Raw genomic sequence first — 17,096 nt, 5'->3', positions numbered from 1 at the left:
GATTATATTTATTTAGCTTTTTGTACCAACTAAAAATCACAAAAAAATATGGCGGGAGTTAATAAAGTTATTTTGATAGGCAATCTTGGCGCTGACCCTGAAGTCAAGCATTTGGAAGGAGATAAAGTAGTAGCCAACCTTAGGTTAGCGACTACAGAAGCCTATAAAGATCGCTCTGGTAACCGGGTGGAAAATACGGAATGGCATGACCTTGAGCTCTGGGATGGGCAGGCAAGGGTAGCAGAGCAATACCTTAAAAAAGGTAGCCAGATATATGTAGAAGGAAAAATTAAATCCGATACCTGGCAGGATGAGCAGGGCAATAACAGGAAAAAAATCAGGATCAGGGTGCTTAGTTTCACCATGTTGGGATCCAGAAGTACAGGGCAGGATGGAGGCCCATCGGGCATGGAAAATATGTCTGGCAATGCTGCAGGCAGCAACCGAAATCAGGTCGCTTCAGAGCCATCCATTGATAATGAGGAAGATGGGACAGATGATTTACCATTTTGATAGGATAGGGTTTCGGTTAAAATCCTTAGCTTTGCAAAAAATAAGATTAGTTTATTAATGGACGACCCCTACCCGAGTTTGCTGCTGTTGGCCGACTTACTGGCTGTTTCACCGGTTTACCTGGTAGCCAATACGATTTTGTTTTTCGTTTTATTGGTCTTATCAGCCTTGGTTTCCGGATCAGAAGTAGCTTTTTTTTCATTGGACCATGAAGACGTGGAGTCCATTCAGGAAGTGTCTGATGAGCGTTCGAAAAAAATAATTGCACTGATTGAAAACCCTCAAAAGTTATTGAGTACCATATTGATTCTCAATAACATGATCAATATCAGTATTGTGACCCTAACCACATTTTTTACCTGGTCGGTTTTTGGGACTGATACTTCAGGGATCATTATTATCCTATTCCAAACCATAGGTGTCACCTTTGCGATCGTTTTTATCGGTGAGATAATACCAAAAGTATATGCCAATTCCGCCAGGGTTGCTTTTTCCAGGCTGACGGGGAGTTTCATTTATTATTTTTCAATTCTGCTGAGCCCCCTATCCTATATGCTGATGGCAATGAGCAATGTGATAGAAAGACGTATAGAAAGAAAAGGGTATTCCCTGTCTGTGGATGAGTTACACCAGGCTCTGGAAATTACTTCCCTGGACACCAGCAATAATGAAAGAGATATTTTAAAGGGAATAGTAAATTTCGGGACCTTATCCGTAAAACAGGTAATGAAGTCCCGAATGGATCTGACAGCTGTGGACCTGGAGATGGATTTTCATGAGTTAATGGATAAAATCAACAAAAGTGGCTATTCAAGAATTCCGGTTTATGAGGATACCATTGATCATATCAAGGGAATACTTTACATCAAAGATCTTTTGGAACATATTGAAAAGGATGAACATTTCCAATGGCAGGACCTGATCAGGAAAGGGTATTTTATTCCCGAAAACAAAAAGCTGGCAGACTTGCTTAAAAACTTTAAAAACAAGCGGGTTCACATGGCCATCGTAGTTGATGAATATGGAGGCACCTCAGGGCTGGTTACCCTGGAAGACCTGATTGAGGAAATCATTGGTGATATCAACGATGAGTTTGATGAGGTGGAGGAATACTTGTTCAAAAGGCTGGATGACAGAACTTATTTGTTTGAAGGTAAAATTTCCCTTAACGATTTCTGCAAGAAGCTGGAGTTGGACATTCAGCTGTTTGATGATGTTAAAGGGGAGAGTGAATCTCTTGGAGGCTTATTACTGGAGCTGAATTCCAACCTTCCCAAAAACGGAACCAAGATCAGGTTCGAAAACTTTGAATTTACTATAATGGCAGTGGATACCAGAAAAATTAAAAAAGTTAAAGTGGTGATGGATGAGCCTTTAGATAAAAATATCCCAGACCAGGCAGACTGATAGGAGCCAGAGGATCGGACTATTGTAAGAATGAATTTAATTTTTGTTGGAGAGGTTTATTTTTCTGATTTTTTTTTTGTAGTTTTAAAATTGCGTAATTCAAACTTAAAGGGTTAAACAAGGAGGGAGTCTTAATAAAAAGTGGTTTTAATTTAAACCATAAAATTCAATATTAACATAAAATAAGCTTAATTGACTTAAAAATAAAAGATAAACTCTTATTCTCTTAATCATAATTTTTTATTTAGTTCTCAACTATTATTTCATTTTTGTGTTACCTTTATTGTCTTGAATTTAAAAAATGAAAAATTTATTATGAATTTTTCAAACTGGATTCAGTACCAATTACAAATAAATATAACAGAATGAATCAAGGATTATATCGTTCACAATTCGAACATGATGCCTGCGGAATTGGCGCTGTTGTTAATGTGAAAGGGCAGAAAAGCCATGAGACGATAAGTGATGCTTTGCTGATGTTGAGCAATATGGAGCACAGGGGAGGAAGAGGAAGTGACCCCAAGACCGGCGATGGTGCAGGTATCTTGATCCAACTTCCCCATACCTTTCTTAAGGAAATCACTTTAAGGCTTGGTTTTGAGTTGCCTGAGGAGGGAAGCTATGGCGTAGGTATGGTTTTTTTTCCCAGAAATAAGCAGTTATATAAAAAGAGTAAAGCCAGTTTAAATACTATAATAAAGGAATTGGGATTCGAACTCCTGGGCTACAGGGCAGTTCCAACCGACGAAACCATTCCAGGCTCAGGTGCATTGGAAGTGATGCCCAATATTGAACAGGTTTTTGTTCGTCATTCCGACCATCTCTCTGGTCTGGATCTGGAAAGGAAATTATATGTATTGAGAAATTATGCCACCAGAATCATCAACTCCACTATTCCTGGTGTGAATGATGCTTTCTATTTTGCCAGTTTCAGCAGCCAAACCGTAATTTACAAGGGTCAGCTGAGAACTGATCAGGTGTTGACTTTTTACAAAGACCTGCAAAACAATAAATTAACCTCTGCCATTGCATTGGTACACTCCAGGTTTTCTACCAATACCTTTCCCAATTGGCGACTAGCCCAACCGTTCAGGTTTCTTTCTCATAACGGTGAGATCAATACCATCCGGGGCAACCTGAACAAAATGAGGTCCAAAGAAACCCTGATGAAGAGTGGGCTGTTTTCGGATGAGGAACTTCAGATGTTGATGCCGATCACCAATGCCAAGCATTCTGATTCGGCCAACCTGGATGCCATGGTGGAATTACTGACCTTGAGTGGAAGAAGCCTGCCCCACGTAATGATGATGTTGGTTCCGGAAGCCTGGCAGGATAACAAAACCATGGGTAAGAAGAAGAAGGCCTTTTACAAATTTCATGCTTCCCTGGTGGAGCCCTGGGATGGACCTGCGGCTTTGCTTTTTACCGATGGCAAGTCGCTGGGCGCTACCTTGGATAGAAACGGTCTTCGTCCGTTACGGTATTTTGTCACTTCCGACGATCGCTTGATTCTTTCCTCTGAAGCTGGTGCCTTACCTATCAGAGATGCCACCATTGTAGAAAAAGGGAGGGTAAGCCCCGGAAGAATGCTGCTCGCCGATTTGGCCAAAGGAAAAGTGGCATTTGATGAGGAGGTAAAAGAAGAAGTTTGTAACCGAAAGCCCTACGATTCATGGATCAGAAAAGAAAGGTTAAAATTAAGGCTGATTCCTTCGCCTGAAAAACTTTCTTTACCCTATTCTACCGAACAAATCCGAAAAAGACAGACCATATTCGGGTATAGCCAGGAAGATTTGAAAGTATTGCTGGCACCCATGGCTGATACTGCCTATGAACCTATTGGTTCTATGGGGGCGGATACGCCTTTGGCAGTTTTGTCAAAGCAAAGTCAGCATATCTCCAATTATTTCAAACAGCTTTTTGCCCAGGTTAGTAACCCTCCTATTGATCCTATAAGGGAAAGATTGGTGATGTCCTTATTCACCAGAATCGGGGAGAGTTACAATATTTTGGAAGAAAGCCCGACCCATACCCGTCAAATCCATATTTCACAACCAGTACTTCTCAATGAAGACCTGGAAAAATTAAGGAACCTGGAAAATAAAGGGTATCGGTCCGCGACATTGCACGCTCATTTTGTTGCCGACCATCAGCCCGGCAGATTGCTTGAGGCATTAAATAAATTGTGCCAGGAGGCAGAGGATGCCATTAAAGAGGGCAAAAACATTCTGATAATTTCAGATAGGAATTGCCAATCCACCACTGCCCCAATACCTTCTTTGCTGGCAGTAGGGGCTGTTCATCATCACCTGGTCAACCAAAAAATACGTACAAAAGCAGGTATTGTGGTAGAGGCAGGTGACATTAGAGAAACCCATCATTTTGCCACGGTCATTGGGTATGGAGCCAGTGCCATAAACCCTTACCTGGCATTGGAAACACTGCTCTATCTCAACGATAATGAGATGTTGTCCAGGAAGATCCCTCAGAAAAAATTATTTGAAAATTACAAAGAGGCGATAGGAAAGGGTTTATTAAAAGTATTATCCAAAATGGGTATCAGTACCCTTCAGTCTTATCAAAGTGCGCAAATTTTCGAAGCGATCGGACTGGGTCCTGAAGTAATTGAGAGGTGTTTTAAGGGAACAGTAAGCCGAATCAGCGGGGTTTCTTTTGATGAACTGGCGGATGAGGTACTGGTAAGGCATCATGCTGCTTACGAAACCGAAAGCCCTTTATTGGAAGCAGGCGGGATTTATCAATGGAAAAGAAGGGGTGAAAAACATCTTTTCAATCCTGAGACCATACACCTGCTGCAAAAATCTACCCGACTCGGGGATTTTGAGCTGTATAAAAAATTTGCCCAAAAGATCAACGATCAGACCAAGGATGCCTTGACCCTGAGAGGTCTTTTGGAATTTAAGAAAAGAATATCCATTCCATTGGAGGAGGTAGAGCCTGCAGAGAAAATCATGAAGCGGTTTGCCACCGGTGCCATGTCCTTTGGCTCTATCTCACATGAAGCTCACTCTACTTTAGCCATTGCCATGAACCGAATCGGGGCAAAAAGCAATAGCGGAGAGGGTGGAGAAGATGAAATCAGGTTTGAGAAAAAACCGAATGGAGACTGGGAAAGATCTGCCATCAAGCAAGTGGCTTCGGGAAGATTCGGAGTGACAAGCAATTACCTGACCAATGCTTCAGAATTACAGATCAAGATGGCTCAGGGAGCTAAACCAGGTGAGGGAGGACAGCTTCCCGGACACAAGGTGGATGACTGGATCGGAAGAGTAAGACATTCTACCCCTGGGGTAGGCTTGATTTCTCCTCCTCCTCATCATGATATTTATTCCATTGAGGATCTTGCACAGCTAATCTATGATCTCAAAAATGCCAATAGGAAAGCCAGAATCAATGTGAAGCTGGTTTCTCAGGCTGGTGTGGGAACAGTAGCTGCGGGTGTGGCGAAAGCGCAGTCCGATGTGATCCTGATATCGGGGGCAGATGGAGGAACAGGTGCCTCACCCCTGAGTTCTATCAGGCACGCAGGCCTTCCCTGGGAACTTGGCTTATCAGAGGCACACCAAACCCTTGTAAAAAATAATCTGAGGAGCAGGGTTACCTTACAGACGGACGGACAGCTGAGAACAGGAAGAGACCTGGCGATAGCCGCCCTGCTGGGAGCCGAAGAATGGGGAATTTCCACTGGAGCCCTGGTCGTAGAAGGCTGTATCATGATGAGAAAATGTCATCTCAATACCTGCCCGGTAGGGATCGCTACCCAAAATCCGGAACTTCGTAAATTATTTACCGGAGACCCGGAGCATGTGGTAAACTTCTTCCGCTTTTTGGCTGAAGACCTTCGGGAAATCATGGCGTCACTTGGTTTCAGGACGGTAAATGAGATGGTGGGTCAAAGTGATGTGTTGAAAGCAGCCAATGGGCAAATGAACCATTGGAAATGGGAAAAACTTGACCTGAGTCCTATTTTCCATAAAGTGGAGGTACCTGACCATGTTGGGATATACAAGCAAATTGATCAGGATTTCAGGTTGAAAAGAGTATTGGATAGAAAACTGATTCAGGCAGCTACACCTGCATTGGAACAAGCCAACCCTGTGAGGGGAAACTTTGAAATTAAAAATGTAGACCGTACAGTGGGTGCCATGCTGTCCAATGAGGTATCTAAGTTCTTTGGAAGCCCGGGCTTGCCAGACAATACCATCCACTTCAGGTTTAAGGGATCTGCCGGGCAGACTTTCGGAGGCTTTTTGGCTAAGGGAATAACCTTTGAACTGGAAGGAGAGGCAAACGATTATTTTGGTAAAGGTTTGTCAGGAGGTAAACTAGTCGTTTTCCCCAGCAGGAATGCCAATTTTGTGGCAGAGGACAACATTATTATAGGTAATGTGGCCTTTTATGGTGCTACTTCCGGAAAAGCTTTTATCAAGGGTAAGGCAGGAGAGCGTTTCTGTGTAAGGAACTCTGGTGTGGAAGCAGTAGTTGAAGGAATTGGAGACCATGGTTGTGAATACATGACTGGTGGCCTTGCCATTATCCTCGGTGAAATAGGCAGAAACTTCGCTGCCGGTATGAGTGGTGGAATTGCCTACATTTTCAAGGAAAACCTCGGCAATATCAATAAAGAAATGGTGGATATCGATCCACTCAACGAGGATGATTTTGCTACCATCAAATCCTCTTTGCAGGACCATGTGGATTTAACCTCCAGCAATATTGGAAACAGGATATTGGAGGATTGGGAAAACAGCAAGCAGCGGTTTGTCAAAGTTATTCCCCGGGACTACAAGGAGGTACTGAGAAAAAGAGCGTTGGAAAATTCAAAAACATTAGTATAATATGGCGGATAAGGAAGGTTTCTTAAAATACAAAAGACAGCTACAAAGCTCAAGATCCCCAAAAGACAGGAAGAACGATTACAAAGAGATTTACAAGCCTTTGGACCCAAAGGTGCTCAACCAACAGGCAGCACGCTGTATGGATTGTGGCATACCTTTTTGCCACAATGGCTGTCCTCTTGGAAATGTAATCCCAGATTTTAATGATGCGGTTTACCATAAGGAATGGGAATTGGCTTACCAAATACTCAGGGGCACCAATAATTTTCCTGAATTTACCGGAAGGATCTGTCCAGCTCCCTGTGAGGCAAGTTGTGTATTGGGGATTAACAAAGATCCGGTAGCAATAGAGCTGATTGAAAAAAGCATAGCTGAAAAGGCATTTGAACTCAATTTGGTCAAGCCAAAAATTCCGGCCCATAGGACGGGTAAGAAAGTGGCTGTGATCGGTTCCGGTCCAGCAGGTCTGGCAGCAGCAGATCAGTTGAATCAGGCAGGACATGAGGTGACCTTGTTTGAAAAGGACAAGGAAGTAGGTGGACTGCTTCGCTATGGTATTCCTGATTTCAAATTGGAGAAATGGGTTATCGACCGCAGGGTGGATGTGATGAATGAGGAAGGTGTGATTTTCAGCAAAGATACAGAGGTAGGGTTCAATATCAAGGCAGACAATATCCTGCAAAATTACGATGCGGTGGTACTTTCTACAGGTGCCCAGCACCCCAGGGACCTGAAAATCAACAATCGGGATGCAGAAGGTGTGCATTTCGCCATGGAATTTTTGGGCAGGCAGAACCAGGTAATTTCGGGTGAATTGGAGGAGAATCCGATCAATGCCAAAGGCAAACACGTTATTGTAATCGGAGGAGGAGATACCGGAAGCGATTGTATCGGAACTTCCAACAGGCATGGAGCGGCTTCCGTTACCCAATTGGAATTATTACCAAAGCCTCCTCAGGCTAGAACTACCCTTAATCCCTGGCCCGAGTGGCCCATGACGCTGAGAACATCCAGCTCTCATGAAGAAGGGGCTGACAGGGTCTGGTCCGTACTGACCAAGGAGTTTACCAAAGATGCCAAAGGAAAAGTCACTGGCCTGACTGTAGTGGACATAGAATGGAAAGAAGAGAATGGCAGAATGCAGTTCTTTGAAGTGGAAGGCACCCAAAAAACACTGCCATGTGACCTGGCTCTTCTGGCCATAGGTTACCTGGGTCCCAAATCAGGCTTGTTGGAAGCTTTTGATGTGGATCTGTTGGAGAATGGGCTTCCAAAGTCAAAGAATTATCAAAGTTCTGTACCCAAGGTGTTCCTGGCAGGAGACATGCGCAGGGGCCAATCTTTGGTGGTTTGGGCCATCGCAGAAGGCAGGGAATGTGCTGTGGAGGTGGATAAATTTCTAAGTGGAGGTAAATCCTCTCTGGCCAGAAGGGATCAATCCTTCTATTCTTATGAGGAAAGTGAGGCCGAAGCCTGAAATAGAAATTCAGATTTTAAGGAAGAAATACAAAAGACAGTTTGAAAAAGCTGTCTTTTTTTATGGAAAGTCTGGTATTACTCTATATTAATTTTCGGCTGAATTAGCCGCCTATCGGAAATTTTTGGGCAATTTTCCGTGGAATTTTTTTAATGGCGCCGAAAAGTGAGTGGCATGTATATATCCGAGGCTATCAGCAATATCATTGATATTCATGGGAAGATCATTTTTGAGCAAAATACTATTGTTACTATTAAATTGGATTCAACCCAATCCAATTTTCAATGGTTGGTGTGCGATAGGCATATTGGACATCTTCTTGGGAAAGAAAAAAACCTTCAAGGATATTAGGCCAATCTTTCAAATATTTGGTTTCATTATAGTGAAACATTAAAACTGATCCAGCATTTCCTTTAATTCTCCCAAATCTTCATACCGGTCCACATCATTAAGCGTGTCAAGCAGGCTGGTGGACATACCGGCGCCCGCTGCCTTTTTCAGCGTGGCATGCAATACCGTGGAAGTACTCCATGAAATACCCTTAAATAATTTGGGCCAGAATGTCTTCATACCCAATAAGTAATACCCTCCATCCCGGGCAGGGCCAAGGACCACATCGTTTTTTCCCAGGGCCGAAAAAGCTTGGTTCAGGTGTCCGCTTTTCAGTTCATAGCAATCCGTTCCGATTACCAGTACCTGATCAAAACCCATTTCAAATACTTTCTGAAATGCCAGGGCCATCTTTTCCCCCAGGTCATTCCCTTTTTGGGGAAAAAAGGAATAGCCTTGTTCCGGGTATTCATGAGCAACAACAGGTCCCTGGTGGAAAACAAAAATGCTTGCATCCATTTCTCCAAGCTGCTGGTGTGTATGTCTAAGCAGGAATTCATATAGCTTTGCTGCTTTTTCTTCTCCAATACTTTGGGCCAGTCTTGTTTTTACTTTACCGGCTTCGGGAAATTTCTGGAAAACAATAATTGCTCTTTTCATAAATATTCCCAAATTAGAACAATAAAATGTAAGTCCATAAAAAAACCGGTGTCAATGACCACCGGTATTTATCCATTAATTAAACCCAAAAATAGATTGCAAATCAATCTATAACCTTTAGCCGGGTCTATTGCCTCCACGAGCTCCCCGGTTCATCATTCTTTTTTCAGGGCTCCTGCGCCCTTCATTTATCCTTTGGCGGTTTTCTTGCCGCATTGCTTCCCACTTCTCCTGCTGCTCCGGAGTAAGGATTTGATTAATTTTTGCTTCATGGGCATCTCTTTCTGCTTTCATTGCATCCCTCCTTGCTTCCATGGCTTCTTTTCTCTCCTCCATCTCATTTTTTCGCTTCTGGGCCTGTTCCAGGTGTAAGGCATGAATTTCTTTCTGCTGTAACTCATTCAGTCCCAATCTTTCGCTCATCCTTTCTGTCATCCGGTCGGCCAGGTTTTCTGGGGAAATATCCCGGCCCCGCTCTTTTTGTGCATTTACCTGAAATAGAGTAGCGATCATTACTGCGGAAATCATTAATAACTTTTTCATGGTCTAACTAATAATTGGTTTATAAGTCTTAGACCATGGAAAGTGGAAAGGGTTTAATCGGCCAAATGTTAACAAACGTTAAATTGTATTTATTTTTTACTTACCTCTACCAGTTTTTCCCTGTCTTTTGGCTTCACGTAGGTTGGGCGGATGAGTAGTCGAAGAGAAGGGTCAAAAGACAGGTAGTTCCAGGCCCAGTCCAGAAAGATAAAAATCCGGTTTTTTACCCCCAAAATGGCCATCAGGTGTACAAAAAGCCATGTCAACCAGGCCAACATACCCTGGAATTTAATGAAAGGCAATTCCACCACGGCCAACCGGCGTCCAACAGTAGCCATGCTTCCCAGGTCTTTGTAAGTGAAAGGCCTGGGATTGCCGCCCTTTGCTTGAATGATCAGGTTATTTGCCAGGTTTTTGGCTTGCTGGAGGGCCACCTGGGCCACCTGCGGATGTCCTTTAGGAAAAGCCTCCGTCACTTGCAGACATAAGTCACCAAGTGCATAAATATTTTCAGTCCCAGCTAACTTGTTATATTCATCAACCAACAAGCGGCCGTTTTTGAAGGTTTGATGGTCTGTTAATCCTTCAATGCCGTTGGGTTTAATCCCGGCCGCCCAGAGCAGGGTTTGCGTTTTAACGGCTGTCTCACCATTAATGATCACGTTTAATCCATCATAGTCTTCTACAGCTGTTTTCAACATGACCTCAACCTTCAGGTTTTCCAGGTATTCTCTTGCCTTTGTGCCGGAAGTAGGAGACATGCCAGGTAACAATCGGTCTCCTGCCTCCATCAGGACCACCTTCATATTGTTAAAGTTTAGCTGTGGATAATCTTTTGGAAAAACTTTATTCCGCAATTCTGCCATTGCCCCGGCTAATTCCACTCCTGTTGGGCCTCCTCCAACAATAACCACATTCATCAGGGCTTTTCTTTCCTCCAAATCGGTGATATTGATGGCCCTTTCATAATTGGATATAATTTTATTCCGGATAAATAGCGCCTCTGATACCGATTTCATGGGGATGCTATTTTCCATGATATTCAGCAAACCAAAGTAGTTGGTATCTGCGCCCATGGCCATGACCAGGTAGTCATAATCCAAATAACCAATATTGGTATACAGCCTTTTTTGATTTTGGTCTATTTTTTTTGCTTCGGCAAGCCTGAAGGTTACATTTGGGGTATTATGGAAGATTTTCCTTAAAGGAAATGAAATGGCACTGGGTTCCAAACCTGCTGTGGCAACCTGGTAGAAAAGAGGTTGAAATTGGTGGTAATTGTTCTTGTCGAGCAAAATCACCTGAAAAGCTTTGTTCTTCAAAATCCTGGCTAATTTGAGACCTGCAAAGCCTGCTCCAATAACCACAATTTTTGGATAGGGAGATTCAGGCAGGTTTGGAATTGGTTCTTGCATGGTGCTGGCGTTAAAGTGAAAATACCTGTTATATAAACGAAACTATTGGGTTAGGGTTTGAGGATTGGAAGGCAAATTTATGGTTTTGCAGGAAAAGTTCTTTGTTTACTTTAATGGTAGTCCAAATCAAATTTTTAATTATTTTTACAAACCTGAAATAAAAAGTATATGGGAAGAGCATTTGAATTCAGAAAGGAAAGGAAATTCAAAAGATGGAGCAAAATGTCCAAGGTGTTTACCCGCCTGGGCAAGGAAATCGTAATGGCTGTCAAGGCAGGTGGCCCGGACCCTGTCAACAATGCCAAATTAAGGACGGTGATTCAAAATGCCAAGGGGGCTTCCATGCCCAAGGACAGGATAGAAGCAGCGATAGCCAGGGCAAGCAATAAAGATGAGAAGGATTATGAAGAGGTGGTTTATGAAGGATATGGTCCTCACGGCATTGCGGTAATTGTAGAAACTTCAACGGATAATATCAATAGAACAGTGGCCAACATACGGCATTATTTTACGAAAGCAGGTGGTTCACTGGGTACATCTGGATCCGTAAGTTTTATGTTTGAAAGGAAAGCTGTTTTTCGTTTTGAAAAGGGGGCTTGGGACCTGGAGGAATTGGAACTGGACCTGATTGATTATGGATTGGATGACATTGATGAAAATGAAGGCGAAATCTTTGTTTATACGGCCTTTGAAGACTTTGGCAACATGCAAAAGGCCCTGGAAGACAAAGGTATAGAAACCATTAGTGCGGACATGCAGCGTTTTCCCATGTCTACTACAGAAATAACCCCAGAGCAGGAGGAAGATATCAATAAAATGATAGAGCGGATGGAGGAAGATGACGATGTAAACCAGGTATATCACAACATGGCCTAAAACCAATTATTTTCAACTTTAATTCACCCAATGGCATTCCCTAAAAGAAGAAACCTGCAGGACCAGAAAAGGCAAAAGTTAGTTATTGTAGGAAGCAAAAACCCTGTTAAGATCAAATGTACAGAAAACGCATTTCAATCCATTTTTGAAGACTATTTTATCGTACAGGGTCTTAATGCAGACCCGAATGTAAGTGCCCAGCCTATGGGAGATGTAGAAACTTATACAGGAGCGTACAATCGGGCATATGAATCCAAAAAGGCGTTTCCGGAAGCTGATTTTTGGGTGGGTATTGAAGGTGGAGTTGATGAAGTGGGTGAGCAAATGGTAGCCTTTGCCTGGATGGTAGTGATGGACGGCAGCAATAAAATCGGAAAAGCCAAGACCGCCACGTTTTTCCTCCCGGAAGCCTTGTCAAAATTAATCAGGGAAGGCATGGAACTGGGAGAGGCTGATGATCAGGTTTTCAAAAGAACCAATTCAAAACAAAACAACGGGGCTGTGGGTATACTTACCAACGGTATTGTCAACAGGATGGAATATTACCAACAGGCCGTTACCCTTGCATTAATACCTTTTGTCAATAAAAGCATTTATTAAATGTCACATAAGACTCATAGATATAATCAATTGGATTTTAAAAATAATAGTTACTAAATTTGCGGCTTATTTAAAACCAAATATTATATGCTACAAGAACTAGAATCAGATAATTTAGCTCAAATTATTCAGGACAACGAGAAAGTTGTGGTACAATATGGTGCCACCTGGTGTGGGAACTGTAGGATCATGAAGCCAAAAATGAAAAGGTTGAGCAAAAATTTTGAAGATATTACCTTTCTTTATGTGGATGCAGAGAAATTGCCAGAATCCAGGAAACTTGCTCAGGTAACCAATTTGCCAACTTTTGCTGTTTTTGATAAGGGAGCCATTGTCAATCAGGTACAAACGAATAAAGAAGAAGTTTTAAAAACATTGATCAATGAGATTACCAATAATTAAACATGTATTGCAATTTATTGAAGAGAATGACGAAGATTGGGTGGTTGAGACCATCGAATTGTTGGAATCAATGACCGAAATCAGTAGCCTTAAGGATGAAGAATTGGATGTAATGGGTGAATTGCTCTCAAATCTTTATGGTACCCTTGAGGTGAATCAAATGATCAAAGATGGTACGGATAAAAAAGAAGCCATGAATACTTTTATGAAGCGGGTAGTGGGTTCAATTGATAAATAATTGCACTTTGAAAAGGTAGGAAAGTTGTTTATCACCCAAAAATCAATCTACTGAAACGAAGTGTAGGGTATGTCCAAAGTGGCATACCCTTTTTTATGGTACGATTTGTTGCAAAAAACTTCTTAAGGCGGTATTCCAGTCAGGATCAGCATCCCATGTTTCCCCTATATACAGCTCATTTCTAACCAAAAACCGGATATAATACTTCACCACAATTCTATCGGGGTTTTCAATGTCCTGAACAGACACCCCCATACTTTGCATCAAATCAGCTTCCCGTCCTTCCTGTTTCATCAGAATAAACTGAATTCCTTCACCGATCAATTCCTGATTGGATTTGGCACTAGTCAGGAATTCCACCTGATAAGGGTAATGGTTGGAAAATATGGACTCCAAACCTTCTCTTTCCGCCCTTTGCTCGGCCTCTACCTGAGCCTCGGGTTTTCCATAAATGTCATGTCTGAATGTAGTCAGAAAACCTTCATTTCCAGACGCTCCTGTTAGCAATATGCCCAATTTAAAGGCATCGAGGTTTAATGGTGCCCTGGGTATAAAGGCACTTCCGGCAGCACTAGCTTCCAGACCAGGTACCATAGGATATTCTGGCACCTCTATGACCAAAAAATTTTCACTTTTTTTACCGGTGCCAATGGATGCCAATTCCTCTTTTAGCCCTTCCAAATTTGATGAGGTACCCGACCAGCTGTTTCCCGGAGAAATAATATTTGCATTGCCCGAAAAGGGGAAAATATGGCCGTAATAATCACCATTACTTTTTCTGATTAGCAGAACAATGTTTTTCACCAATCTTTGATTGAAAAAAGCGGCATAGGTATTTTTAATGGCATCTGATAAAATGACTTCTTCCAATTCATAATAGGCGATGGGATCTCCACCTGCACGTATAAGTGCAGGATGAATTTCCTCAGCAAGGCCTTTCCAGCTTAAAGCAGGATCTGCGGTACCTGAGGCGGAAATTAAAACGACCGATTTCCCATTTAAAAATTGATCTACTGTGGTGGATTGGCCATAACTTTGCAGGGAAAAAAAAGCTAGAATCACTGCTGGAAAAAGATATTTCATACACAAAATCACATCCACATGTTAAAGTTTAGTATTTTCACGAATATACACAAGTTCTATTAAAATCTTTTGATATGAAAACGATTGTGCCACTTATTTTATTATTTTTTGGGTTTGGTCCCCTGGAAGGATGGTGCCAGAAAATTGATCAGCAGACTCTAATTGAAGATATTCAGTATCTTTCTTCGGATGGCCTTGAAGGTAGGTCAGCAATGAGTGAAGGAAATATCAAAGCAGGGAAATTCATTGCAGAGCGTTTCAAAGCCTTGGGTTTAAGTAGTCAATTTCCAGGGTTTGTCCAGAAATTCAGGCTTGAAGCCGGCAATCAGGACATGGGTCAGGGCACAAACTTTGTCGGCTTTATTCCAGGCACAGTCACCGATGACATACTGGTGATCATGGCCCATTATGACCATTTGGGAAAGAAAGGAGAGGTGATTTTCAATGGAGCCGATGACAACGCCTCTGGTACGGCGGCCCTTCTGAGCATCGCGGCTTATTTAGCAGAAAATCCTCCCAACCATTCGGTTATGATAGTGGCATGTGATGCGGAAGAAAAGGGATTATTGGGTGCCAGAGCCCTGGTTAGGGATTTTCCTTTTCCATTGGAACAGGTGAAAGCTGTAATCAACATGGACATGATCAGCAGAAGTGATGACAATACCCTCTATGCAGTAGGCACCCGGTTTTATCCTCAATTCAGAAGTCATTTGCTTGACGCAGCGGGAAATTCTCCCATTCGTTTGGTATTGGGGAATGACGGAGCTCCAGGAGAGAAGGACTGGAGCAAAGCATCAGACCATGGCCCTTTCCATGAGCGAGGGGTGCCCTTCATTTATTTTGGAGTAGAGGATCACCGGGATTACCACCAGCCAACTGATACTTTTGAAAATATACAACAGGATTTTTTCATCCAGGCAAGCGAGTTGATTTTAGAAACCATTATCGGTATCGATCAAAGCATACCTTGATCTCATTTGATGAGGTAGGAAATTCCAATGTTACCTACAATGGTATTTTGGTCAAGACCAGGCACGAAATAAATTTCAGGATGATTTTCCAGATACCATTTGTAATTAAGGGTACTCACATACTGGAATGTTCCGGAAACCAGCAGGTTATCGAACCTCCATTCTGCCAATATTGAGGGTACAATGTCCACATATTTTCTCCGCCAATCCTTGATTTCTTCAAAACGCTTGTAATAGAAATCGTTGTTATGGTTGATATACTCCAGTTGAAACCCCAATCGGTTAAAATTTTTCACCCAGGAAGCGTCCAGAGAAAGCACATTGCTTCCGGGACCATAACCAAAACCCAAAACCTGGCCCTTGTGTGTGTATCCATGCCTCACATGAGGGTGGGTGTACCAGCTGTTTTTGGCAAGAATTACCTCCCTGATGGTTTGACCGGTTTGCGTCATTTCCATGCCTATTTGAAAAAATTCTTCACTATTTTTTAAAGGAATCAGGTTGATAAAACCAAAAGTAAATGCCCTGTTTTTATCCGGATTGATCAGAAAATCTGAAAGGCTTCTGCTATTGCCATTGGAGCCGTATTCGCCGTAAAATTCAAAATGACCACTGACATCCATCCACCTGAAATAACCGGCACTGAGCTGGTTCCTTTGGTCTACATCAGGCCTGGAAATGCTTTCCGGTCCCTTTTCTCCGTTAAAAACGGGCAGGTAATCGGCCAGGTTTTCCTGATCTGTATGGTACATTTGGGAGACAGAACTAAAGCCAAGAAAGAGACCTGGCAACCACTTGGGTTGGTAAGTCAGTATCAGGCCCGATACATACCTCCAATCCTCATCCCGTCTTTTGGGAACGTAAAGCGGCGTATTGGCATAAATATAATTATGGTGTGGAGGTTCAAAACCTGAGGACTGTAATTTCCCTGCGATCAATTGACCTTCAAATCCGCCGATAGCTGTTTGGACAGGCTTTCTGGTATTTAAGGTGAGGTGTAGAAAGCCGGGAGCATTGTTGCTCATCAAGAGGGACGACCTTCTGCCAGGACCCCACCAGAGGTTTTCGTTGGATATGCCCAATGAAAACTCCCTTACATTTAGCCGTATACTGGATTGTCCCAGGCCCAATTGGGTATAAGGAGAACCCCCAAACCTTTCCGGTATATCAGCAGTATTGAGCCATTCGTAATATTGCAGCCAGGTACTTCCCCAATGATCCAGTGGAAAGCCCTGAAAATCCTGGTTAGCAGCATGCAGGACTTCAGGTTGGAACTGAATGCTCAAGGGCCCATATTCAAAAAAAACACCTGCATTAAAAAGGTATTGCATGCCCTTATTGGGAATCATGGGGCCGTCATTGATGCCAAAGGCGTATTCCGCATTATACTGCCCCCTAAACATCAGGGGAAGTACCTGAAAACGGCCCTTTTTATCTTTGGTGCTAAAATTGAATTCGGATAAATCCTCATCGGTAAAGGTCTCATCCAGATCAAGCCCATTTGAAGTATCAAATACCTCGGTAGGGTATAATGGGCGGATCATAAAACTACTTTCTTCTGATAAATTCCCCAAAAGCTGTTGCCTGCGCATATAGTCTCCATAAACCGGAAGGTTGAGGCTAACACTTTGGCTGAAAACCCGGGATGGGAATACCACACAGCTTATTAAAACGAGGAAGCAGACCAGAGAATAGGGGGAAAGGTATTTATTGCTCATTTTC

General features: G+C 42.7%; 14 protein-coding genes. 9 read left to right on the top strand and 5 right to left on the bottom strand.

Annotation, left to right across the window (positions count from 1 at the left end; genetic code table 11):
* Positions 1-48 precede the first annotated feature (48 nt).
* The 4 genes from ssb to HUJ21_RS15870 all read left to right on the top strand — a co-directional run bounded on the left by ssb (position 49) and on the right by HUJ21_RS15870 (position 8,256).
* On the top strand, positions 49-513 hold the full coding sequence (gene ssb / locus HUJ21_RS15885) for a single-stranded DNA-binding protein (protein WP_166150883.1): 465 nt from the start codon (positions 49-51) through the stop codon (positions 511-513).
* 57 nt (positions 514-570) lie between these two features.
* On the top strand, positions 571-1,920 hold the full coding sequence (gene gldE, locus HUJ21_RS15880; RefSeq protein ID WP_291371494.1) for a gliding motility-associated protein GldE: 1,350 nt from the start codon (positions 571-573) through the stop codon (positions 1,918-1,920).
* Between the two features lie 365 nt (positions 1,921-2,285).
* Positions 2,286-6,779: a glutamate synthase large subunit gene (gene gltB, locus HUJ21_RS15875; protein ID WP_291371492.1), complete on the top strand. Its 4,494-nt coding sequence runs from the start codon at positions 2,286-2,288 to the stop codon at positions 6,777-6,779.
* A gap of 1 nt (position 6,780) precedes the next feature.
* Positions 6,781-8,256 carry a glutamate synthase subunit beta gene (locus HUJ21_RS15870; RefSeq protein ID WP_291371490.1) on the top strand — a complete coding sequence of 492 codons (1,476 nt, stop codon included), beginning with the start codon at positions 6,781-6,783 and terminating at the stop codon, positions 8,254-8,256.
* Positions 8,257-8,646: 390 nt separating this feature from the next.
* Here the strand turns inward: HUJ21_RS15870 and HUJ21_RS15865 are convergent, their stop codons facing one another.
* The 3 genes from HUJ21_RS15865 to HUJ21_RS15855 form a co-directional block, all read right to left on the bottom strand.
* A complete protein-coding gene (locus HUJ21_RS15865) occupies positions 8,647-9,246 on the bottom strand; it encodes a TIGR04282 family arsenosugar biosynthesis glycosyltransferase (RefSeq protein WP_291371488.1) in 600 nt (199 codons plus the stop codon).
* A 117-nt stretch (positions 9,247-9,363) separates the two neighbouring features.
* Positions 9,364-9,789, bottom strand: a complete 426-nt coding sequence (locus tag HUJ21_RS15860) for a DUF4890 domain-containing protein (RefSeq protein ID WP_291371486.1) — start codon at positions 9,787-9,789, stop codon at positions 9,364-9,366.
* Between the two features lie 89 nt (positions 9,790-9,878).
* Entirely contained in the window at positions 9,879-11,204 is a 1,326-nt protein-coding gene (locus HUJ21_RS15855) for an NAD(P)/FAD-dependent oxidoreductase (protein WP_291371484.1), read from the bottom strand.
* Between the two features lie 168 nt (positions 11,205-11,372).
* On the opposite strand from HUJ21_RS15855, the gene HUJ21_RS15850 reads away from it, so the two are divergent.
* From HUJ21_RS15850 to HUJ21_RS15835, 4 genes are all read left to right on the top strand, one after another.
* Positions 11,373-12,080, top strand: coding sequence for a YebC/PmpR family DNA-binding transcriptional regulator (locus HUJ21_RS15850; protein WP_166150897.1), 708 nt, complete (start codon positions 11,373-11,375; stop codon positions 12,078-12,080).
* 30 nt (positions 12,081-12,110) lie between these two features.
* The gene (gene yjjX / locus HUJ21_RS15845) at positions 12,111-12,680 is read left to right on the top strand and encodes an inosine/xanthosine triphosphatase (protein ID WP_166150899.1); all 570 of its coding nucleotides are present in this window, start codon (positions 12,111-12,113) and stop codon (positions 12,678-12,680) included.
* Positions 12,681-12,767: 87 nt separating this feature from the next.
* Positions 12,768-13,082, top strand: a complete 315-nt coding sequence (locus HUJ21_RS15840; RefSeq protein ID WP_291371481.1) for a thioredoxin family protein — start codon at positions 12,768-12,770, stop codon at positions 13,080-13,082.
* On the top strand, positions 13,063-13,320 hold the full coding sequence (locus HUJ21_RS15835) for a hypothetical protein (protein ID WP_291371479.1): 258 nt from the start codon (positions 13,063-13,065) through the stop codon (positions 13,318-13,320). The genes HUJ21_RS15840 and HUJ21_RS15835 overlap by 20 nt, the downstream gene beginning before the upstream one ends.
* 93 nt (positions 13,321-13,413) lie before the next feature.
* Here HUJ21_RS15835 and HUJ21_RS15830 read toward each other — a convergent pair whose 3' ends face one another.
* Positions 13,414-14,382, bottom strand: a complete 969-nt coding sequence (locus tag HUJ21_RS15830; RefSeq protein WP_291371477.1) for an NTPase — start codon at positions 14,380-14,382, stop codon at positions 13,414-13,416.
* A gap of 95 nt (positions 14,383-14,477) precedes the next feature.
* Between HUJ21_RS15830 and HUJ21_RS15825 the strand changes: the two genes are divergently transcribed.
* A complete protein-coding gene (locus HUJ21_RS15825; RefSeq protein ID WP_291371475.1) occupies positions 14,478-15,374 on the top strand; it encodes a M28 family peptidase in 897 nt (298 codons plus the stop codon).
* Positions 15,375-15,376: 2 nt separating this feature from the next.
* Here HUJ21_RS15825 and HUJ21_RS15820 read toward each other — a convergent pair whose 3' ends face one another.
* Positions 15,377-17,092, bottom strand: a complete 1,716-nt coding sequence (locus HUJ21_RS15820; RefSeq protein WP_291371473.1) for a capsule assembly Wzi family protein — start codon at positions 17,090-17,092, stop codon at positions 15,377-15,379.
* Positions 17,093-17,096: the final 4 nt, after the last annotated feature.

This window comes from Cyclobacterium sp., assembly GCF_014762705.1.
Lineage (GTDB): Bacteria > Bacteroidota > Bacteroidia > Cytophagales > Cyclobacteriaceae > Cyclobacterium.
This window is presented reverse-complemented; position numbering and strand designations above follow the sequence as displayed.